This is a genomic window from Microbacterium sp. Be9 (assembly GCF_011754135.1).
Taxonomy (GTDB): domain Bacteria; phylum Actinomycetota; class Actinomycetes; order Actinomycetales; family Microbacteriaceae; genus Microbacterium; species Microbacterium maritypicum_A.
In genome coordinates, this window is the sequence record NZ_WNWT01000002.1 from 266,673 (window position 1) to 287,157 (window position 20,485).

Sequence of the window (20,485 nt, forward strand, 5' to 3'; positions counted from 1 at the left end):
GCTGTCTTGATTTCAGCTTGGTAACCATTGGCCAGCACGTGCGGCACGGGCGTGCACAAAAGCCGAAACAGTAGGTAACTTTGATCGATCCGCGATGGCCGCGGTTTCGTTGAGGGAGGCATCAGTTGACCATCTCCACCACCAAGAAGCTGCTCGGCGTCACCGTCGCCGCTGGCGTCGTCTTCGCACTCGCCGGTTGCGGCCAGGCTCCGACAGACAAGCCCGCCGGCTCCGGCGAGCCGGTTGCCTCCGACTTCCTTCCCTGCCTCGTCTCCGACGCCGGCGGATGGAACGACAAGTCGTTCAACCAGTCCGCCAAGGAGGGCATGGACAGCGCCGCCAAGGAGCTGGACATCAAGCCGCTCGAGTTCGAGTCGGCCAATGACAACGACTACGCGCCGAACCTCGAGACCGCGGTCTCGGAGGGCTGCTCGCTCATCGTCTCGGTCGGCTTCAAGCTGTCCGCCGCCACGGTCGAGTCGGCTCTCGCGAACCCCGACATCGACTACGCGATCATCGACGACTGGGCCGACAACGACTTCGACGGCAACGTCGATGCTCCCAACATCAAGCCCCTGGTCTTCGACACGGCTCAGGCCGCATACCTCGGTGGTTACGCCGCCGCGTCCTGGTCCGCGCAGAGCGGCGTGAACAAGGTCGGCACCTTCGGTGGAATGCAGATTCCGTCGGTCGCCGTGTTCATGGACGGCTACCAGCTCGGTGTCGAGAAGTACAACGAGGACAAGTCCGCTGCGGTCGAGGTCTTCGGCTGGGACGAGGCCACGCAGAAGGGCTCGTTCACGGGCGGCTTCGACGCGAACGACACCGCCAAGCAGACCGCTCAGGGTGTGCTCGACCAGGGCGTCGACGTCATCCTCCCGGTCGGCGGCCCCGTCTACCAGAGCGCGGCTGCGGCGATCGCCGACAGCGGCAAGGACACCCTGATGCTCGGTGTCGACAGCGACCTCGCCGTCGCCGACCCGAGTGTCGCCGGCATCACGCTCGTCTCGATCATGAAGGCGATCGACGTCGCCGTGAAGGACGCGACCATGGCCGCGGCCCAGGGCGAGTTCGACCCGGCCCCGTACGTGGGCACGCTCGAGAACGAGGGCGTCAAGCTCTCCGGCTTCGGTGACTTCGAGTCGAAGCTCCCGGAAGGTCTGACCGACGAGCTCAAGACTCTGCAGGAGCAGATCATCTCGGGCGACATCAAGGTGGAGTCCCCGAACTCCCCGACCTCCAAGTAAATCCGTCGCAGTTCCCGCACGGGGCGAGTGGTGAGCAGGATGCCACTCGCCCCGTGTCGTGGACGCACGATGATCCCCCTGGAAGACTCGTCTGGATGGCTCTTCTGGATGACTCTTCTGGATAAGGTGCAGATATGAAGCTCGAACTTCGCGGCATCACCAAGCGATTCGGCACCCTCGTTGCCAACGACCACATCGATCTGGTGGTCGAACCGGGTGAGATCCACGCGCTGCTCGGTGAGAACGGCGCAGGCAAGTCCACCCTCATGAATGTCCTCTACGGCCTGTATCAGGCCGACGAGGGCGAGATCCTCCTCGACGACGAGGTGCAGCGCTTCCGCGGTCCCGGTGACGCGATGGCTGCGGGGATCGGCATGGTCCACCAGCACTTCATGCTCGTCCCGGTGTTCACCGTGGCCGAGAACGTCATGCTCGGACATGAGCAGACCAAGGCCCTCGGCACGCTCGACATCGCGAAGGCGCGAGAGCACGTGCGATCGGTCGCGGCCCGCTTCGGCTTCGACATCGACCCCGACGCGCTGGTCGGAGATCTTCCCGTCGGCGTGCAGCAGCGCGTCGAGATCATCAAGGCGCTGTCGCGTGACGCGAAGGTGCTCGTGTTCGACGAGCCCACCGCGGTGCTCACTCCGCAGGAGACGGATGAGCTGATGGGCATCATGCGTCAACTGCGTGACGAGGGCACGGCGATCGTGTTCATCACGCACAAGCTCCGTGAGGTCCGCGAGGTCGCGGACAAGATCACGATCGTGCGCCTCGGCAAGGTCGTGGGTGAGGCTTCGCCCACTGCGACGAACTCCGAGCTGGCATCGCTCATGGTCGGCCGCGCGGTCGAACTCACCGTGCACAAGGAGCCGCCGCGCCTGGGTGAAGGCGGCTTCGAGGTCACGGGTCTGCGCGTTCTGACGCCCACCGGCGCCATCGTCGTCGACGGGGTCGATTTCGCCGTCCGGCCGGGGGAGGTGCTCGCGATCGCGGGCGTCCAGGGCAACGGTCAGACCGAGCTGGTGGAGGCCATCGTCGGTCTCGCCGCCCGTGTCGAAGGCAGCATCCGACTCGACGGCAACGAACTCGTAGGCAAGAGCGTGCGGGCGATCCTCGACGCCGGCGTCGGCTTCGTGCCGGAAGACCGGACGGAAGACGGCCTGGTGGCCGGGTTCTCCGTCGCGGAGAACCTGATCCTCGACCGTTCGGACGACCCGGCGTTCAGCCGCGCCGGCACGCTGCGGCGTGGAGCGCTCGACGAGTTCGCCCGTGCGCGCATCAAGGAGTACGACATCCGCACGCAGGGTCCCGAGACCCCCGCCGGCACGCTGTCCGGCGGAAACCAGCAGAAGGTCGTCATCGCCAGGGAGATGAGCCGCGATCTGCGCCTTCTCGTCGCGGCGCAGCCCACCCGCGGCGTGGACGTCGGCTCGATCGAGTTCATCCACAAGCGGATCATCGAGACGCGTGACGCGGGTGTGCCCGTGATCGTGGTCTCCACGGAGCTCGACGAGGTCGCAGCTCTCGCCGATCGGATCGCGGTCATGTACCGCGGCACGATCGTCGGCATCGTCCCCGGCGACACGCCTCGGGAGACGCTCGGACTCATGATGGCCGGAGCGGCCGAAGGGGAGGTGGCCGCGTGAGCGGAGCGACGCCCGGCGCAGGAGATGTGACCAAGGGGATCCCGCCGCAGGAGCTCGCAACGAGCACCGGCACGGTCCCGCGCGACCCTTCCGACGTGCCGCCGCCCCCGCGCGGCAACGTCATCCTCAAGGAGATCCTCCGCGGCAGTGCCGTGACCACGATCCTCGCGATCGTGCTGGCGCTCATCGTCGGCGGCATCCTCATCGCGCTGACGAACGAAGACGTCCAGGCGGCATCCGTCTACTTCTTCGCGCAGCCCGGTGACACGTTCGTCGCCGCCTGGAACGCCGTCTACAACGGATACGAGGCGCTGTTCCGCGGGGCGATCTTCAACGCCCGTGGCGCGGACTTCGCGGCGCAGATCCGACCCCTCACCAACACGCTCGGCTTCGCGGCACCGCTCATCGCGGCCGGCCTCGGCGTCGCGCTGGCGTTCCGCGTCGGGCTGTTCAACATCGGTGCTCGCGGTCAGATGCTGATCGGCGTCGCCGTCGCCGCGCTGCTGACGTTCTCGCTCGACCTCCCGATCTGGCTGCACATCCCGGTCACGCTCATCGCCGGTATCGCGGGCGGTGCGCTCTGGGGTGCGATCGCGGGACTCATCAAGGCGCGCACCGGTGCGCATGAGGTGATCCTCACGATCATGCTCAACTACATCGCGTACTACCTGCTGCTCTGGATGATCCGCACCCCGGGTCTGCTGCAGAAGCCGGGCACCAACCAGGCCCTCGGATCGGCGACGCCGGAGAGCGCGCAGTTCCCGACGCTGCTCGGACCGCAGTTCCCCCTTCTCGACCTCGGCTTCGTGATCGTGATCGTGGCGACCCTGTTCGTCTGGTGGCTCATCGAGCGCTCGTCGCTCGGCATGCGGATGCGCGCCGTGGGCGAGAACCCGCACGCCGCGCGGGCCGCGGGCATCAGCGTGCAGCGCATCTACGTGTACGCCATGCTCTTCGCGGGCGGCCTCGCGGGCCTCGCGGGCATGAATCAGATCCAGGGAGCGGTGACCACGGGTGTCACCGAGACGATCGACGCCGGCATCGGCTTCGACGCCATCACCGTCGCTCTCCTCGGGCGCAGTCGTGCCTGGGGCACGTTCGCCGCCGGCATCCTGTTCGGCGCGCTCAAGGCGGGGTCGTTCTCGATGCAGGCGCAGGACATCCCGGTCGACATCGTGCTCGTCGTGCAGTCGCTCGTCGTGCTGTTCATCGCCGCGCCGCCGCTGCTGCGCACGGTGTTCTTCCTCCCCAAGACCGATATCGAGAAGGCGGCACGGCTCAGAGCCAAGGCCGCGAAGAAGGCGGTGGCGGCATGATGTCCCTCGTGCAGACCCAGGCCGCCGACGGCACGGTGCAGCTCGCGACCGTGAAGGAGCGGCACCTCAAGGCGCCGATCGTGCTGGCCGGAGCGACCGTGCTCCTAGCCCTGCTGTTCCTGCTCGTGCCGCGCGACGGCATCAGCACGTTCCGCCTTTCCGACCAGTCCTCGGCGCTCGCGCTGCCGGATGTGGCGCTGCCGACGGCCTCGACCTTCTGGGTCGTGTTCGGCATCCTCGTGGTGCTCACGGTGGGGGCGTTCCTGCGGGCATGGACCTACCGTCCGCCGTCCCTGTGGCTCGTGATCGCCTTCAGCGTGCTGGCCGTCTTCGCGTTCCTCGTCTGGGCCTCCGCCGGCGGACTCGTGCCGGTCACGAGCCTGCTGTTCGGCGCGGTCTCGCTCTCGGTGCCCCTGGTGTTCGGTGCCCTGGGCGGTGTCATCGGCGAGCGTGCCGGCGTCGTGAACGTCGCGATCGAGGGGCAGCTGCTTCTCGGCGCCTTCTCGGCAGCGCTCCTGTCGAGCATCACCGGAAACCCGTTCGTCGGCCTGGTCGGCGCGATGATCGGCGGCGTCCTGGTGGCGAGCGTCCTCGCCGCGTTCGCGATCAAGTATCTGGTCGAGCAGGTCATCGTCGGTGTCGTCCTCAACGTGCTCGTCACCGGTCTCACCGGCTTCCTCTACGGCGCACTCCTCGCTCCGAACGAGGCGACCCTGAACACACCCGTGCGATTCCCGCGCGTCGAGATCCCGGTGCTCAGCGACATCCCGATCATCGGGCCGGTGCTGTTCAACCAGACCTTCATCGGGTACCTGATGTTCATCACGGTCGCCGTCGTGGCCTGGGGCCTCTACCGCACCCGGTGGGGTCTGCGGCTGCGCGCCGTCGGCGAGCACCCCCAGGCGGCCGACACCGTGGGCATCAAGGTGAACCCGACCCGGTTCTGGAACGTGCTGCTCGCCGGCGCGATCGCCGGCATGGGAGGTGCGTACTTCACCCTCGTCTCGGTGCCGCAGTTCGGCAAGGACATGACGGCCGGGCTCGGCTTCATCGCCCTCGCCGCTGTGATCTTCGGCCGATGGGATCCCATCCGTGCGACCCTCGCGGCGCTGCTGTTCGGTTTCGCGACCAACCTGCAGAACCTGCTGTCGATCCTGAAGACGCCCATCCCGGGCGAGTTCATGCTGATGCTGCCGTATGTCGTGACGCTGCTCGCGGTCGCCGGATTCGCCGGGCAGATCAAGGCCCCTGCCGCAGACGGCAAACCCTACATCAAGTCGTAGCCCTGCCGGAAGAGAGAAACATCGCAATGACCGACATCGACTGGGATGAACTGCGCCAGGTCGCCACGGATGCCATGACGAAGGCGTACGCGCCGTACTCGCGCTACCGCGTGGGTGCGGCCGCCCTCGTCGGCGACGGCCGCATCGTGGCCGGCTGCAACGTGGAGAACGCGTCGTACGGTGTGACGCTGTGCGCGGAGTGCGCCCTGGTCGGTGACCTGCACATGTCCGGCGGCGGCCAGCTCGTCGCGTTCGTGTGCGTCAACAACGAGGGGCAGACGATCATGCCGTGCGGACGCTGTCGCCAGCTGCTGTTCGAGCATGCGATGCCCGGGATGCTCCTGGAGACCGTCTCCGGCATCCGCACGATCGACGAGGTGCTGCCCGATGCGTTCGGGCCGCGCGACCTGGAGGAAGCACGATGACCGCTGGACAGGCTCAGGGAGCCATCGAACCGTTCGACGCGATCGATGTGATCCGCGCCAAGCGCGACGGGGGTGCCGTGCCCGAGGCGGAGCTGCGGTGGATGGTCGATGCCTACACCCGCGGCTATGTCTCGGACGCGCAGATGGCGTCGTTCGCGATGGCGATCTTCCAGCGCGGCATGGAGCGCGACGAGATCCGCGTGCTGACCGACGCGATGATCGCGTCGGGGGAGCGGATGAGCTTCGCCTCCCTCGGCAAGCGCACGGTCGACAAGCACTCCACCGGTGGCGTCGGCGACAAGATCACGCTGCCGCTCGCCCCGCTGGTCGCCTCGTTCGGCGTGGCCGTGCCGCAGCTGAGCGGTCGCGGGCTCGGTCACACGGGCGGCACGCTCGACAAGCTCGAGTCGATCCCCGGATGGCGCGCTGCTCTGAGCAACGAGGAGATGTTCGCGCAGATGCAGGGAGACGTGGGTGCGGTCATCTGCGCCGCCGGCTCCGGCCTCGCACCCGCGGACAAGAAGCTGTATGCGCTCCGCGACGTCACCGGCACCGTCGAGGCGATCCCGCTGATCGCGTCGAGCATCATGTCGAAGAAGATCGCCGAGGGCACGGACGCTCTCGTGCTCGATGTGAAGTTCGGCTCCGGTGCGTTCATGCAGGACATCGATCGCGCCCGCGAGCTCGCCCGCACCATGGTCGCCCTCGGCACCGACTCCGGGGTCGCGACGACCGCCCTGCTGACCGACATGAACGTCCCGCTCGGCCTTGCGATCGGCAACGCGAACGAGGTCCGTGAATCCGTCGAGATCCTCGCCGGTGGCGGACCCTCCGATGTGCGCGAGCTCACGATCGCCCTGGCACGCGAGATGCTCGCCCTCGCAGGACAGCCGGACGCCGACGTGGAGGCCGCTCTCGACGACGGCCGCGCCATGGACACCTGGAAGGCGATGATCCGCGCGCAGGACGGAGATCCGGATGCCGCGCTCCCGACGGCGCGCGAGACCCACCAGGTGCTCGCCCCCACCGACGGAATCATCACGCGCATGGATGCCCTTCCGTTCGGGGTCGCTGCCTGGCGTCTCGGCGCGGGGCGCGCCAGGGCGCAGGACCCGGTGGTCTTCGAGGCGGGCATCGATCTGCATGCGAAGCCGGGCGATCGCGTCGTCGCCGGCCAGCCGCTCTTCACCCTCTCAGCCGCCGATGATGCCCGGTTCGGCAGGGCTCTCGACGCCCTCGATGGTTCGTGGGAGATCGGGGATGAGGCGCCGGTGACCGGCCCCATCGTCCGTGAGCGCATCACGGCGTGACGGCGGACCGCTAGCCTGAACTGAGCACATCCGCGACCGAGAGGATCACCATGTCGATCGATGCGAACGGCGACGTCACACTTCAGGGGGTCTCCCTGCGGAGCCTTCCCAAGGTGTCGCTGCACGACCACCTCGACGGCGCGCTGCGGCCCGCCACGATCATCGAGCTCGCGGACGCGATCGGCCTGGAGATTCCGGAGTCCGACCCGAAGGCGCTGGGGTCGTGGTTCGCGAAGCAGAGCGATTCCGGTTCGCTGGTCGAGTACCTCAAGACGTTCGACCTCACGACCGCCGTGATGCAGACGCAGGAGGGCCTCACCCGTGTCGCACGGGAGTTCGTCCAGGACCTCGCCGCCGACGGCGTGATCTACGGCGAGGTGCGCTGGGCGCCCGAGCAGCACCTGGCTCGCGGCCTCACGCTCGAACAGACGGTGGAGGCGGTGCAGCAGGGCATCGAAGAGGGTGAGGACGCCGCGGACCGCTCGGGACGCAGCATCCGCGTCGGGCAGCTGATCACGGCGATGCGGCACACCGATCGCGCTCTCGAGATCGCCGAACTCGCGGTCGACTTCCGCGGACGCGGTGCCGTGGGCTTCGACATCGCCGGTCCTGAGGATGGCTTCCCGCCGTCGAACCACCGCAAGGCGTTCGACTACCTCGCCGAGAACTTCTTCCCCGTCACCGTGCACGCGGGAGAGGCGGCGGGTCCCGCCTCCATCCGCTCGGCTCTGCTGGACGGACGCGCGCTGCGGCTCGGCCACGGTGTGCGCATCGCCGAAGACCTCGAGGTCATCACCCAGGAGGGCGACGAGGTGCAGGTGCAGTTCGGCGACCTCGCGCGCTGGGTCCGCGACCGCGAGATCCCGCTCGAGCTCTCGCCTTCGTCGAACCTGCAGACCGGGGCCATCGCCGCGTGGGGCAACACCATGGTGGACCACCCCTTCGACCTGCTCTACCAGCTCGGGTTCGCGGTGACCGTGAACGTCGACAACCGCACCATGAGCGCCACGTCTCTCACGCGTGAGCTCGCCCTGCTCGTCGAGGCGTTCGAGTACGATCTCGACGACCTCGAGACCTTCCAGTTCAACGCCGCCGCCGCGGCGTTCCTCCCCGTCGAGGAGCGCGAGGAGCTCGTGGAGATGATCGCCGAAGGCTTCGACGCCTGACCATGGCTTCCGGGGGGAAGAAGCGCCGCACGCGCGCCGCGATCATCGTCACCGCCGTCGTGGCCGCCGTCGTCGTCGGAGGTGGCGCTGCCGCCTTCGTCTGGCTGAACCGTGCGCAGGAGAACACGATTCCGAAGGCGCAGTCCGCCACGATCGAGCATCCGCTGACGCCGGCGGAGCAGATCGTGGCGGATGCGAACGATCCGCGCGCCTGTGCGGTGACCTTCTCGGGCGACGGGGCTCCTGCCGACCCGATGCTGCAGTTCCAGGACGCCCTGTACCAGGGCCTTCCGATCCCGCAGCTGGAGGGTCGGGTGTTCGCCGGCTGGTACGCGACGGCAGCGGACGCCGGAGCGTTGACGGTCGCGGCCCGCGTGAACGGCGCCGATCCCGTGGTGTGCACGGACCAGCAGGTCGAGCTCTTCGCCGCCTGGAAGACGCCGGAGGAGAACGCCGCGGAGAACGTGCGAGTGCCCATCCTCATGTATCACCAGTTCACGGCGAACCCCGAGGGGGAGAAGGGCTGGCTGCGCGGCAACTACGCCTACATCGGCGACTTCGATGCGCAGATGAACCACATCGCGACGACGGGCTTCTACCTGCCCACCTGGGACGAGCTCAGCGCCTTCATCGACGGGCGCCTCTCGCTTCCTGCGAAGAGCGTGATCATCACCGATGACGATGCCGACCAGTCGTGGTTCGATCTCGCGGTGCCGGTCGTCGACAAGTACAAGCTGCTCAGCACGTCATTCATGATCACGGCCTATCGGCAGGATCCGGCGCCGTCCGTCTATGTGCAGCGCCGCTCGCACACGCATGACATGCACCAGGCAGGCGACAACGGCAAGGGCCGGATGGTCAACTGGACGGCCGATCAGATCGCGGCAGACCTGACGACGTCGGCTCAGATCCTCGGCGTGGGTCAGGTCGTGGCGTATCCGTACGGGCACTACAACGACACCACCAAGCAGGGCGTCGCCCAGGCCGGCTACGAGATGGGACGTACCATCGAGCCCGGATATGTGAAGATCGGCACCGACAAGCTCGCCCTTCCCGTCGTGCGCATCGACTACGGCATGGGGCTGGACGCGCTGGTCTCGCGCATCGGCTGAACGAGACGGCGGAGACGAGGCACGACAGGATGGTCCCATGCCCTCCTCCTCAGAGTCCGCAGCGGAATCCGCCTCCGTCGTCATCGTCGGGCCGGCATCGTGGAACACGATCATCGTGCTGGATCGGCTTCCCGAGCCGGTGCCGCACATGCAGTTCGCCGAGGACACCTGGGAGACGGTCGGAGGGACCAGCGCGGGCAAGGCGCTCAGCCTGACCGCGCTGGGCCGGACCACACGGCTGCATGCCATCTCCGGGACGGATATGGAGGGCGGGCGCGTGCGCGACGCATTGCGCGCCGCCGGCGTGCAGACCTCCTGGGACGACGGGGTCACCGAACGACATCTGAACCTGATGACGCGTGACGGCGGTCGCGTCTCGCTGTACCTGTCGACCCCGAGCACGGCCGAGGGCACGCGCGACGACCGGATGCGCGACCGGATGGTCGCTGCCGATGCGGTCGTGCTCGACCTCGCCGCGGAGCCCCTGCGCCTGCTGCCTCTCGCCCGATCGACCGGCACACCGATCTGGGTGGATGTGCACGACTACGACGGCAGGGCGCACTACCACCGGCCGTTCCTCGACGCCGCTGATGCGGTGTTCTGCAACGCCGACCGGCTGGACGACCCGGTCGTGTTCCTGCAGTCCCGCATCGCGGCGGGAGCGCGCCTGGCCGTGTGTACCCTGGGAGCGGAGGGGGCCGTGGCGGTCGACGAGCACGGCGTGGTGCATCGGGTTCCTGCGGTGCCCGTCGAGGTCGTCGACACGAACGGCGCGGGTGATGCGTTCCTCGCGGGCGTGCTCGACGCGCGGCTCGACGGGGCGGGCGTCACCACTGCGCTCGAGGCGGGGGCGCGTTCGGCGGCGGCGGTCCTGCGCACCCGGCACCTCCATCCGCTGCTCGACCCGGTCCTCGGGGCCGTGGGGAGGTGACGCTCAGGGCGAGAGCGGTGCGAGGAACTCGTCGGTCAGACGCGTGACCTCCGCGTGCATCTCGTCGCGGGAGATCGTCGGAGTGCCGTCGCCGTCCTGCGGTCCGTAGTCGCCGAAGGACGCGTGCGACGCCCCCTCGATCTCGACCATGTCGGCATCGGCGGGCAGCTGATCGCGCGCATCGGCGATCTTCTCGGGGGTGGACAACCCGTCTTCGCTGCCGGACAGGCTGAGGACGGGAATCCCGCTGCCGGAGAGATCGTTCGCGCAGTAGGAGGCGAACAGGACGAGCGCATCGGCGTCGTCCGCGAGCTGGCACGCACGCACGCCGCCCAGGGAGTGTCCGCCGACGCCCCAGACATCGACGTCGGGGGCCGCCGAGGTGAAGGCGTCGAGTCCGCGCGGGTCGAAGAACGCCAGGTTCAGCCACGGGCGTGTGATCACGACCGTGACGCCCTCTTCGGCCAGCCCCTGCAGGATCGCGGCATACGCCCACGGATCCACCTTGGCCCCGGGGATGAAGACGAGGCCGAGGTCCGATCTCCCGTCGGCGGGGGCGAGCACGATGCCCTGGTCGGCATCGGTCACGGTGATGGCCGGGTTCTCCCGCACGGAGGCGAGCGGCTCCGGCTCCGCCGCCATGACGCCGATCTGGGTCCAGGCGAGCACCCCGCCGACGGCGACGACCAGCACGATCGCGACGCTCCACAGCACGCGCTTCAGGATCCGTCGGGGCTTCTTCTGCACGAGACAACGCTACTCCGCCCGGTCGACGGTCGCTCGTCACCGAGAGGGCGCTACGCCCGTGACTCCAGAATGCGCTTCTCGTTCCGGACGGCACCGCGGTAGGCGTCCTTGTTGACGTAGTAGGCCATCCGGTCCAGCCCCAGGTAGCGATAGCCGCCGGTCACATCGGGCCAGGGGCTTCCGGTCACACGGTCGCGGAACCGCGACGCGCGCGCCGGATCCTGCTCGACCGCGTTCAGGTAGGCCGCGAGCAGCTCCGCCTGCTCGTAGCGGCCCTGCCAGCCGATGCCCGAGGCCTCGATCATGCCCATCACGTAGAGGCCGTTGAACGAGGCGGGGAAGACGTTCAGGAACAGCCGCGGCGCGGCACCGCGCCAGTGCAGGTGCTCGCGGTCGACGAACGGATAGTCGAGGGTGTAGCCGGTGGCGAGCAGCACGAGGTCGTAGTCGTCGGCGCTGCCGTCACGGAAGTGCACGCTCGCGCCGTCGAAGCGCGAGACGTCGGGACGGATGCGCAGATCGCCCTGCCCGAGGTGGTTCAGGACCATGGTGTTCACGATCGGGTGCGACTCGTAGATGCGGTAGTCGGGCTTCGGGAACCCGAACCGCACGGGGTCGCCGGTGAAGGCCCGCAGCACACGACTGTCGATGGCCTGCTTGATGCGCGCGGGGAGCGGTCGCCCCTGGTTGAGAGTGTCGCTCGGCCTGCCGAACAGATACCGCGGAACGAAGTAGTACCCGCGGCGGACGCTCATGTCGACGGATACCGCATGATGCACGGCGTCGACCGCGATATCGCAGCCGGAGTTGCCCGCGCCGATCAGCAGCACGCGCCGGTCCTTGAGCTGCTCGGGCGACTTGTACGCGTGCGTATGCAGCAGTTCGCCGGTGAACTCACCAGGGAATGCCGGGATGTTCGGCTCGGCGAGCGTCCCGTTCGCGAGAACGACGCCCGCGTACCAGTGCGTCTCGTCTCCCCTGGGGCCGGAACTGGTCAGATCCCAGCCGCCGTCGCGCGGCTCGAGACGCGCGACCCGCGTGTCGAAGAGGAAGAGGTCGGTGAGCCCGAAGTGCCGGGCATAGTCGTCGAAGTAGTCCTTGAGTGCCCGGTGTCCGGGGTAGTCGACCCGGGACCGCATGGGGAACTCGGTGAACTCGGTCGTCGTGCGGGAGGAGATGAGATGCGCGGACTCGTACATCGTGCTGCGGGGATTGCTGATGTCCCACAGCCCGCCGACGCCGTGCGAGGCCTCGTATCCGTCCACGGAGATCCCGCGCTTCTGCAGGGCGCGCGCTGCGGCGAGGCCGGACGGACCAGCGCCGATCACGGCATATCTGTTCATGTGGCTCCCGGATACCTGTGTGTTCTCGCACGTCGTCGTGCGCGAAACGCCCCCGCCCACCGATCGTATCGGCAGGCGGGGGCGTCGACGGGTCGCGGCTCAGGCCCTCTCGATGTGCTGCTGGTGGGCGGTGACGGCATCCCGGATCAGCGGGAACAGCGGATGCTCGGGGTCGAGGCCCGTCGTCCGCGTGGTGAACCCTGCGGCGTCCTCCGCGCGCAGCATCTGCTGCAGCTCGACCGACTGCTCGTCGGCCGGGTCGTCGAACTCGAGCGCTGCCGAGACGGCGGCGACCAGGGCCTCGGTGGACAGTCCGCGCTCCGCGGCCATGGCTGCGGGGCCCACGAAGCGCTCGTGACGCGAGATCTTGCGCAGCGGCTGACGTCCGACCCGCTGCACGGTGTCGACGAGTGCGGGGTTGCGGAACCGGTCGAGGATCTTCGCGCGATAGGCGGCGAGATCCTCCGGGTCCAAGCCGTGCTCGGCGACCAGCACGGCCGACGTCTCTTCGAGGGCAGCCGAGACGCTCGCGGCGATCGTCGGATCGGCCAGGGCATCCGAGATGCGCTCGATGCCCGCACGGGCCCCGAAGTATGCCGTTGCCGCATGCCCCGTGTTCACGGTGAACAGCTTGCGCTCGATGTACGGCGCCAGGTCGTCGACGAAGTGCGCGCCGGGGATTCTCGGCAGCTCTCCGCCGAACGGTCCCGACTCGATCGCCCATTCGAAGTAGGGCTCGACCGTCACGTCGACGCCCGATCCCTCCGGCTGCGCCGGCACGATGCGATCCACGGCGGTGTTCGCGAAGACCGCTCTGGTCAGCAGCGTCTCGGCATCGGCTCCTGCTGCGGCGACGATCTCGCGGCGCAGCAGGTCGGTGGCGCCGATCGCGTTCTCGCATGCCATCACCTGCAGCGGTGCGGCGGCGGGGGAGCGCAGGGCCAGTCCCGCGACGATCGACGGGGCCACGAACCGCAGCACCGTCGGTCCGACGGCGGTGGTGACGACGTCGGCCGACGCGACCTCTTCCGCCACTGCGGCGGGGTCCGTCCGGCTGTTCACGGCACGGAATCCGGTGACGACGTGATCGGTCCCTCCGGGGCCGGCCTCGTGCACGGTGTACGAGTCGACCGCGTTGATCGCGTCGACCAGCGCGTCGGCGACGTCCGAGAAGACGACCTCGTACCCGCCCTCGCGCAGCAGCAGACCGACGAATCCGCGCCCGATGTTGCCCGCCCCGAAGTGGACCGCCTTCATCCCTCGTTCACCTCCGAGAGGAGGGCGTAGAGCTCCTCCGGGGTCTGCGCAGCGGAGAGCCGGGCCACGTCGTCCTCCTCGGAGAACAGGATCGCGATCCGGGAGAGGATCTCCAGATGCTCGTCACCCACGCCGGCGATGCCGATCACGAACGTGGCCGGGTCACCGGACCAGTCGACACCGCCGTCGTAGCGGACCACCGACAGGGCCGATGCGAGGATCGTGTCCTTCGCGTCGTTGGTGCCATGCGGAATCGCCAGCCCGTTCCCCATGAAGGTCGAGACGGTCTCCTCGCGCTGCCGCATCGCGTCGACGTAGGCCGGGGTGACGGCTCCGGCCGCGACCAGGATGTCGGTCGCCTCCTGGAGGGCCTCGTCGCGCGACGCCCCTCCGGGGTGGACGCGGACCTGTTCGGGGCTGAGAACACTCATTCGTTTTCCTTTCGCTGTTCACGCACCATCTCGACGACCTCTTCGTACTTGGGCGAGTTCATGAAGTTGTCGACCGACACATGGACCGAGTTCGGCGACTTCGCCTCTGCGCGCTCGGTGAGCTGCTGCTGCGTGATCACCACGTCGGCTGTTCCGTCGAGGTTCGCGATCGCCTGGTTGGTGACCGTGATGTCCTCGATGCCGGCCTTTTTGAGCTTGTTGCGCAGCACGCTGGCGCCCATGGCGGACGAGCCCATGCCGGCGTCGCAGGCGAACACGATGCGCTCGATCGGCGCGGCGGCGATCACTGTCGTGCTCGCGGCGGCAGCCGCCTCGGGGGACGAGGTCGCGGTCGACGTGCGCAGCGCGTCCATCGCGGCCGACGACTTGCCCTTGTTCGCCTCGGTCTGGGCGATCGCGTCACCGAAGGCGTCCCCCTCGGCCTCCAGATCGCGCTTGCGGGAGGCCCGCAGGATCACGCCGGTGATGAGGAAGGTGACGGTGGCGGCGATGATCACCGACAGGTACACGACCAGCAGGTTGCCGACGCCCGGTCCGATGGCAGCCGCGGTCACGGCGATGATGCTTCCCGGTGCGGCCGGGAATGCCAGGCCGCCGCCGAGGACCATGTTCGTGGTGACGCCGGCCGCGCCACCCGCGATGAGGGCCAGGATCGTGGTCGGCTTGCTCAGCGCGTACGGGAAGTAGATCTCGTGGATGCCGCCGAAGAACTGGATGATCGCCGCACCCGGTGCGGAGGCCTTCGCCGCGCCGACGCCGAAGAACGTGAAGGCGAGCAGCAGGCCGAGGCCGGGGCCAGGGTTGGCCTCGATGAGGAAGAGGATCGACTTGCCGGTCTCCGCCGCCTGCTCGATCCCGAGCGGGGTGAAGACGCCGTGGTTGATGGCGTTGTTCAGGAACAGCACCTTCGCCGGCTCGACGATGATCGACACCAGCGGCAGCAGGTTCAGCGAGACGAGCCAGTCGACAGCGCCGCCGAGGACGGTGCTGATGCCGAGCATGACGGGACCGAACGCGAAGAAGCCGACGATCGCGAGGAGCATGCCGAGGATGCCGGCGGAGAAGTTGTTCACCAGCATCTCGAAACCGGGACGGATCTTGCCCTCCCACAGCCGGTCCATCTGCTTGGTGATCCACGCGGCGACCGGGCCCATGATCATGGCGCCCAGGAACATCGGGATGTTGGTGCCGACGATCACGCCGACGGTGGCGATGGTGGCCACCACGCCGCCGCGCTCGCCGTAGACCATGCGGCCGGCCGTGTTCGCGATGAGCAGTGGAAGCAGGTACGTGACCATCGGTCCGACGAGGCCGACGTAGGCGAGGATGTTCCCGTTGTCACCCTCGGCGACCGCGGTCATGGCACCCTGCCACCCGATGATGGCGGAGTCGCCGCCCCCGCCGATGATCTCGGACACGCCGACCCAGTGCCAGCCGAACGGGCTGTCCGCGCCGAAGAACCCGGCCGGGATGAAGAGCATCGTGATGAAGCCCCAGGCGATGAAGGCCGCGATGTTGGGCATGATCATGCCCGAGAGGAATGTGCCGAAGCGTTGCACTCCTACGCGGAGGCCGCCGGGTTTCGTGGCGGCAGGTGACGTCGTCGTCATGATGTCGTCTCTTTCTTGTGGAGGGGGAGTTCCGCGGCGAGCGTCGCCACGGCGGTTCGGGCGGAGGAGGCGTCGTCGGCAGCCAGGGCGGCCTGGGCGAGGCTCCGCGCCTCGGACGGGGTGCGCTCGGACAGCGCGTGTCGTACGTCGGCGAGGGCCGACGGTGCCATCGAGAGGCTGGTCGCGCCGAGCCCGACCAGCACCACGGCGAGGAGAGGGTCGGCCGCGGCCTCGCCGCAGATCCCGACGGGCTTGCCGAGACGTGCGCCCGCATCGCCGACCTCGCGCACCAGGCGCAGGACGGCGGGGTGCCAGGGGTCCTGGAAGCCGGCGACCGAGCCGAGCATGCGGTCGGCAGCCATCGTGTACTGCGTGAGGTCGTTGGTACCGATCGACGCGAAGTCCGCATGGGCGAGAACGCGGTCGGCGAGCAGGGCGCTCGCCGGGATCTCGACCATGACGCCGGCGGTCTTCAGCCCGTATTCCCGAGCGAGGCCGGTGAAGTAGATCGTCTCCTCGACCGTCGCCACCATGGGGGCCATCACCCAGAGGTCCGCCTCCGTCTGGGCATCGGCTTCCGCAAGCGCGGTGAGCTGCTCGCGCAGGATGTCCTCGCTCGCGCGCAGCGCTCGCAGGCCCCGAAGACCGAGAGCCGGGTTCTCCTCATGCGCGTCGTTGAGGAACGCCAGCGGCTTGTCGGCGCCCGCATCCAGCATCCGGACCACGACCTTCTTGCCGGGGAACGCCGCCAGCAGTTCGCGATACGACTCGCGCTGCTGCGCGATGGTGGGTGCCTGCGCCGAGGACAGGAACAGGAACTCGGTGCGGAACAGCCCGACGCCCTCGGCCCCCCGAACGACCGCATCGGCCGGGTCTGCAGGCTTCCCCAGATTCGCGAGCAGCGCGACAGGCGTGCCGTCGGCGAGAGCGCCGGGAGTGGGTGGGGCCGCGTCGGCCGACTGGCGAGCGGCTGCGCGCTCCGTGGCTCGGGCCTTCTCGTCATCCGTCGGTTCGCGTGTGACGACGCCGCTGGCCGCGTCGACGATCACGGTCTCGCCGGTGGTGAGCATCTCGCCGTCGGCGACTCCGACGATCGCGACGATGCCCTTCTCCCGAGCGAGGATCGCGGTGTGGGAGGTCGGGCCGCCATCGGTGGTGATCAGCGCGAGCACCTGCTCCAGATCGAGGAGCGCCGTGTCGGCGGGGGCGAGGTCGCGTGCGACCAGGACGAACGGGTGTCCCGGGTTCGGAACGCCGGGGGCGTCGACGCCGCGGAGGCGTGCGAGCACGCGCTGCGCGATGTCGTCGAGGTCGGCTGCGCGCTCGCCGAGGTAGCCGCCGACGGCTTCGAGCGTGGCGCGGAATCCGGCGAATGCATCGTGCACAGCCCATTCGGCCGTCGCGCCCGCGTCGATCCGGCTGTCGACCTCGTCCTGGAGGGTCGGGTCCTCGGCGATCATGGCCTGGGCCTCGAGCACCTCCTGCGCGGATCCGCCGGCGGCCTCGCCCCGTTCGTTCAGCTCGTTCGCAACGGTGGAGACGGCGTCGCGGACTCGGGCGCGTTCCGCATCAGCACCCGCGGTGCTGGGTGTGTTCTCCGGAGCGGGCATCGCCTCGGCCATGCGGACGATCGGCCCCTGGGCGACCCCGAGACCGATCCCCACTCCCCGGAGCTCGCTCATGCGGAGTCCTGATCGTGGTCGGTGGTGAGGAGTTCGGTGAGCGTGTCGAGTACGTTCTCGGCGCCCTCGCCGTCGGCCGTGAGCGTCACGTAGTCGCCGTGCTCGACGGCCAGGGCGATGACCCCGAGGATGCTCGCCGCGTTGACCGGCTTGCCCGAGTCCTTGGCGATCGTCACGGCGATGCCGGAATCCTTCGCGGCCTGCGCGAAGAGCTTCGCGGGGCGGGCGTGCAATCCGTGCGAGGAGCCGATCCGAACGGTGCGGGTGGCGGTCATGATGTTCCTTTCGGGGTTTCGCCGGCGGCGGCGAGGATCGATAGGGCGAGGTCGAGCGTGCGCGAGCCGTCGAGATCGGCGAAGACGTCGTCCGGAAGCACCGCGACGGGCGCGCGCGCACCTTCGCGGATGGCGTCGAGGCGGTCGCTCAGATGAGGGCCGACGAGGACGAGGTCATGGTCGGATCCGGCGACGGAGCTCTCCATGCCGGCCGCCGCGTCCCAATCGAGACCGGCCGCGGCTGCCGCACGGCGGAGCCGCTGCGCGACGAACGTGCTCGATGCTCCCGCACCGCACACCACGAGAATCCTCATCGATGCCCACCCTTCCTGAGAACAGTCTGGGAACGGTGGAGGGGTGCGCGCCAACACGTTCCTTTCCGCCCCTGCGGAACAGGCCCTTCCGCCCGAGGGCGCCGGGCACCTGACATCATGGAGAACACGTCGAGACAGTGCGGTCAGCACGCGGAAGGGGAGGATCATGTCGCGCCAGCGCCAGGACCAGCTCCTCGCGGCGTTGCTGCGCCAGGAGGGGTGGGCGACGGCGGCGAGCCTCGCCGACCTGATGGGCGTCACCCCGCGCAGCATCCGCTCCTATGTCGCGGCGCTGAACGCCCGCACGCCCGGGGCCGCGGTGATCGAGTCGGGTCCTGCGGGCTACCGCGCCGGATCCGGCGCCCGTGGCGCGCTGCGGATGCGCCAGACGGGGGATTCCGCCCCCCGCGACCGTCTGCACACGCTTGTGCGGCTCCTGCTCGACGAGCACGGAGGCATCGACGTGTTCGACACCGCCGAGGATCTGCACGTCAGCGAGGCGACGCTCGAAGCGGACCTGGTGCGCGTGCGGGGTCTGCTCGACGGCACGGACCTCGTGCTCGAGCGCGAGCGCGAGACCGTGCGACTGCGCGGCAACGAGACGGCGCAGCGCCGCCTGCTCAGCAGGCTCGCCCACGACGAGATGGACGACGCCTCGTTCCATCCGGAGACATTCCGTCGGGCGCTCTCCGGATCGGCGGTGGCCGCCAGCGCGGTCGGGCCGTTCAAGTCCGCGCTCGTGCGCGAACTCGGTGAGCTCGGCTACTACGTGAACGAACTCGCGATCTCCGATGTGCTGCTGCACATCGCGATCGCCGCCGAGCGGGTCGCCGCTGGACACACCCTCGAATCGACCCCGGCCGGCACCCGCGAGGAGATCCCGCGCGTCGGGACCGTCATCGCCCGCCTCGCCTTCGAGCATTTCTCCGTGGTCCTCGGCGAGGGGGACAGCGGTCATCTCGCATCCCTCGTGCTCACCCGCATCGTCGCGCCGGGCGAGGACGCGACGCGTGAGGTCGCACGCAGCGGCGTGGATCCGAAAGTCGAGGCCGCGGTACGCGCGGAGATCGCCCGAGCGGCGGAGGACTTCCAGGTCGACCTCGTCGACGAGACCTTCGTGCTGCGTCTCGCCCTGCACGTGCAGAATCTGCTGCGCCGCGCCGAAGAGAGCGCCCTCACCCGCAATCCGCTCACCCGGTCGCTGAAGACGACGTACCCGATGATCTTCGAGGTGGCCGTCTCGATCGCCAGCGGCCTGCACGACCGGGTCGGCACACCCATCCACGACGACGAGATCGCCTACATCGCCATGCACGTGGGTGGGCGTCTCGAACGCAGCCGCAAGGCCGAGTCGATCCTCACCGCCACCATCGTCTGCCCGGGCTATCACGAGTTGCATGAGCTGCTCCGCTCCAGCGTCGACCGCTCCCTGGGGTCGGCGATCGAGGTCACGACCGTCGTGACCAATGTCGATCCCGACTGGGCGTCCTTCGACACCGACCTCGTGCTCAGCACGATCGAACCGGGGTCGTCCGGCGACCGATTCGTGCGCATCCAGCCGTTCCTGACCGACGCCGACGTCGACCGGATCCAGCAGGCGGCCGCCCGGGTGCGCCGGGGGCGACGTCTCACGCGGCTCCGTGGCGAACTCGCCCGCTACTTCCTCGCCGACGCGTACGTGTTCCCGCTTCCCGATGAGGGGGAGGAGACGATCATCCGTCGTCTCGGCGGTCTCCTGGTGCAGGCCGGCCTGATCGGCGAGGACTACGTCGAGAACACCATCGTGCGGGAGCGGATGTCGTCGACGGCGTTCACCGATGCACTCGCCGTCCCCCACGCACTCCAGATGACCGCCACCCGCACCGCGATCGCCATCGGCGTCGCGGACGGCTCAGCGGCCTGGGGCGGCGGACGCGTGCAGGTCGTCGCGCTCGCCGCGTTCAGCGAGAGCGATCGTGCGGCGTTCCAGACCGTGTTCGAACAGCTCGTCGAAGTGTTCAGCGAACGCGAGAGCGTGCAGCGGATCGTCCGGAAGGGAACGACGTTCGAGGCGTTCCTCGATGAGCTCGTCGCTGTGATCGACGGCTGACGGCGCAGCGGTCACCCGCGGGGAGCGAGTACCTCCGCGAGCTGGTCGAGAACGGCCTCCGCCGTCGCGGAGGGCGCCGTCTCGATCACCACGGAGTCCCCGGAGGCGATCCCCAGGTCCATGACCGCCAGCACGCTCGTCAGATCGACGGTCGTGCCGTCGGCCGTGCGCAGGGTGACCGGAGCCTCGTGCGACTGCGCGAGTCGCACGAGCTCGGCCACCGGACGCGCGTGAACCCCGTTGTGCGCGCTGACGATGAGGCGTCGGACCGGCATGC

At 68.9% G+C, this 20,485-nt stretch carries 19 protein-coding genes; 10 read left to right on the forward strand and 9 right to left on the reverse strand.

The window, feature by feature from the left end:
• The first annotated feature begins 125 nt into the window (after positions 1-125).
• The 9 genes from GLO27_RS02335 (at position 126) to GLO27_RS02375 (ending at position 10,439) form a co-directional block, all read left to right on the forward strand.
• Complete coding sequence (locus GLO27_RS02335) at positions 126-1,247, forward strand: BMP family ABC transporter substrate-binding protein (protein ID WP_021199708.1); 1,122 nt, start codon at positions 126-128, stop codon at positions 1,245-1,247.
• A gap of 134 nt (positions 1,248-1,381) precedes the next feature.
• On the forward strand, positions 1,382-2,896 hold the full coding sequence (locus tag GLO27_RS02340) for an ABC transporter ATP-binding protein (protein WP_021199707.1): 1,515 nt from the start codon (positions 1,382-1,384) through the stop codon (positions 2,894-2,896).
• Positions 2,893-4,212: an ABC transporter permease gene (locus tag GLO27_RS02345; protein ID WP_029260564.1), complete on the forward strand. Its 1,320-nt coding sequence runs from the start codon at positions 2,893-2,895 to the stop codon at positions 4,210-4,212. Before GLO27_RS02340 ends, GLO27_RS02345 begins: the two co-directional genes overlap by 4 nt.
• Complete coding sequence (locus GLO27_RS02350) at positions 4,209-5,495, forward strand: ABC transporter permease (RefSeq protein WP_021199705.1); 1,287 nt, start codon at positions 4,209-4,211, stop codon at positions 5,493-5,495. Before GLO27_RS02345 ends, GLO27_RS02350 begins: the two co-directional genes overlap by 4 nt.
• 26 nt (positions 5,496-5,521) lie before the next feature.
• Positions 5,522-5,920, forward strand: coding sequence for a cytidine deaminase (locus GLO27_RS02355; protein WP_017828470.1), 399 nt, complete (start codon positions 5,522-5,524; stop codon positions 5,918-5,920).
• Positions 5,917-7,230 (forward strand): thymidine phosphorylase, encoded by a 1,314-nt coding sequence (locus GLO27_RS02360; RefSeq protein ID WP_021199704.1) that lies wholly within the window; start codon positions 5,917-5,919, stop codon positions 7,228-7,230. The genes GLO27_RS02355 and GLO27_RS02360 overlap by 4 nt, the downstream gene beginning before the upstream one ends.
• A 50-nt stretch (positions 7,231-7,280) precedes the next feature.
• Complete coding sequence (locus GLO27_RS02365) at positions 7,281-8,396, forward strand: adenosine deaminase (protein WP_021199703.1); 1,116 nt, start codon at positions 7,281-7,283, stop codon at positions 8,394-8,396.
• 2 nt (positions 8,397-8,398) lie between these two features.
• A complete protein-coding gene (locus tag GLO27_RS02370; protein WP_167253414.1) occupies positions 8,399-9,508 on the forward strand; it encodes a polysaccharide deacetylase family protein in 1,110 nt (369 codons plus the stop codon).
• A gap of 37 nt (positions 9,509-9,545) precedes the next feature.
• The gene (locus GLO27_RS02375; protein ID WP_167253416.1) at positions 9,546-10,439 is read left to right on the forward strand and encodes a carbohydrate kinase family protein; all 894 of its coding nucleotides are present in this window, start codon (positions 9,546-9,548) and stop codon (positions 10,437-10,439) included.
• Positions 10,440-10,442: 3 nt separating this feature from the next.
• Here the strand turns inward: GLO27_RS02375 and GLO27_RS02380 are convergent, their stop codons facing one another.
• The 8 genes from GLO27_RS02380 to GLO27_RS02415 all read right to left on the reverse strand — a co-directional run bounded on the left by GLO27_RS02380 (position 10,443) and on the right by GLO27_RS02415 (position 18,119).
• Positions 10,443-11,186 carry an alpha/beta hydrolase gene (locus tag GLO27_RS02380; protein ID WP_167253418.1) on the reverse strand — a complete coding sequence of 248 codons (744 nt, stop codon included), beginning with the start codon at positions 11,184-11,186 and terminating at the stop codon, positions 10,443-10,445.
• Positions 11,187-11,236: 50 nt separating this feature from the next.
• Positions 11,237-12,529, reverse strand: a complete 1,293-nt coding sequence (locus tag GLO27_RS02385; protein ID WP_167253420.1) for an NAD(P)-binding domain-containing protein — start codon at positions 12,527-12,529, stop codon at positions 11,237-11,239.
• Positions 12,530-12,628: 99 nt separating this feature from the next.
• Positions 12,629-13,786: a mannitol-1-phosphate 5-dehydrogenase gene (locus GLO27_RS02390; RefSeq protein ID WP_167253422.1), complete on the reverse strand. Its 1,158-nt coding sequence runs from the start codon at positions 13,784-13,786 to the stop codon at positions 12,629-12,631.
• Positions 13,783-14,217: a PTS sugar transporter subunit IIA gene (locus tag GLO27_RS02395; protein ID WP_167253424.1), complete on the reverse strand. Its 435-nt coding sequence runs from the start codon at positions 14,215-14,217 to the stop codon at positions 13,783-13,785. The genes GLO27_RS02390 and GLO27_RS02395 overlap by 4 nt, the downstream gene beginning before the upstream one ends.
• The gene (locus GLO27_RS02400; protein WP_029260571.1) at positions 14,214-15,848 is read right to left on the reverse strand and encodes a PTS mannitol transporter subunit IICB; all 1,635 of its coding nucleotides are present in this window, start codon (positions 15,846-15,848) and stop codon (positions 14,214-14,216) included. Before GLO27_RS02400 ends, GLO27_RS02395 begins: the two co-directional genes overlap by 4 nt.
• Positions 15,845-17,530 carry a phosphoenolpyruvate--protein phosphotransferase gene (ptsP, locus tag GLO27_RS02405; protein WP_167253426.1) on the reverse strand — a complete coding sequence of 562 codons (1,686 nt, stop codon included), beginning with the start codon at positions 17,528-17,530 and terminating at the stop codon, positions 15,845-15,847. Before ptsP ends, GLO27_RS02400 begins: the two co-directional genes overlap by 4 nt.
• Positions 17,527-17,805, reverse strand: a complete 279-nt coding sequence (locus GLO27_RS02410) for an HPr family phosphocarrier protein (RefSeq protein ID WP_021199694.1) — start codon at positions 17,803-17,805, stop codon at positions 17,527-17,529. The genes ptsP and GLO27_RS02410 overlap by 4 nt, the downstream gene beginning before the upstream one ends.
• Positions 17,802-18,119, reverse strand: a complete 318-nt coding sequence (locus GLO27_RS02415) for a hypothetical protein (protein WP_031207284.1) — start codon at positions 18,117-18,119, stop codon at positions 17,802-17,804. Before GLO27_RS02415 ends, GLO27_RS02410 begins: the two co-directional genes overlap by 4 nt.
• Before the next feature lie 166 nt (positions 18,120-18,285).
• On the opposite strand from GLO27_RS02415, the gene GLO27_RS02420 reads away from it, so the two are divergent.
• Positions 18,286-20,208 (forward strand): PRD domain-containing protein, encoded by a 1,923-nt coding sequence (locus tag GLO27_RS02420; RefSeq protein WP_029260574.1) that lies wholly within the window; start codon positions 18,286-18,288, stop codon positions 20,206-20,208.
• Between the two features lie 11 nt (positions 20,209-20,219).
• Here the strand turns inward: GLO27_RS02420 and GLO27_RS02425 are convergent, their stop codons facing one another.
• Positions 20,220-20,483, reverse strand: a complete 264-nt coding sequence (locus tag GLO27_RS02425) for an HPr family phosphocarrier protein (protein WP_029260575.1) — start codon at positions 20,481-20,483, stop codon at positions 20,220-20,222.
• Positions 20,484-20,485: the final 2 nt, after the last annotated feature.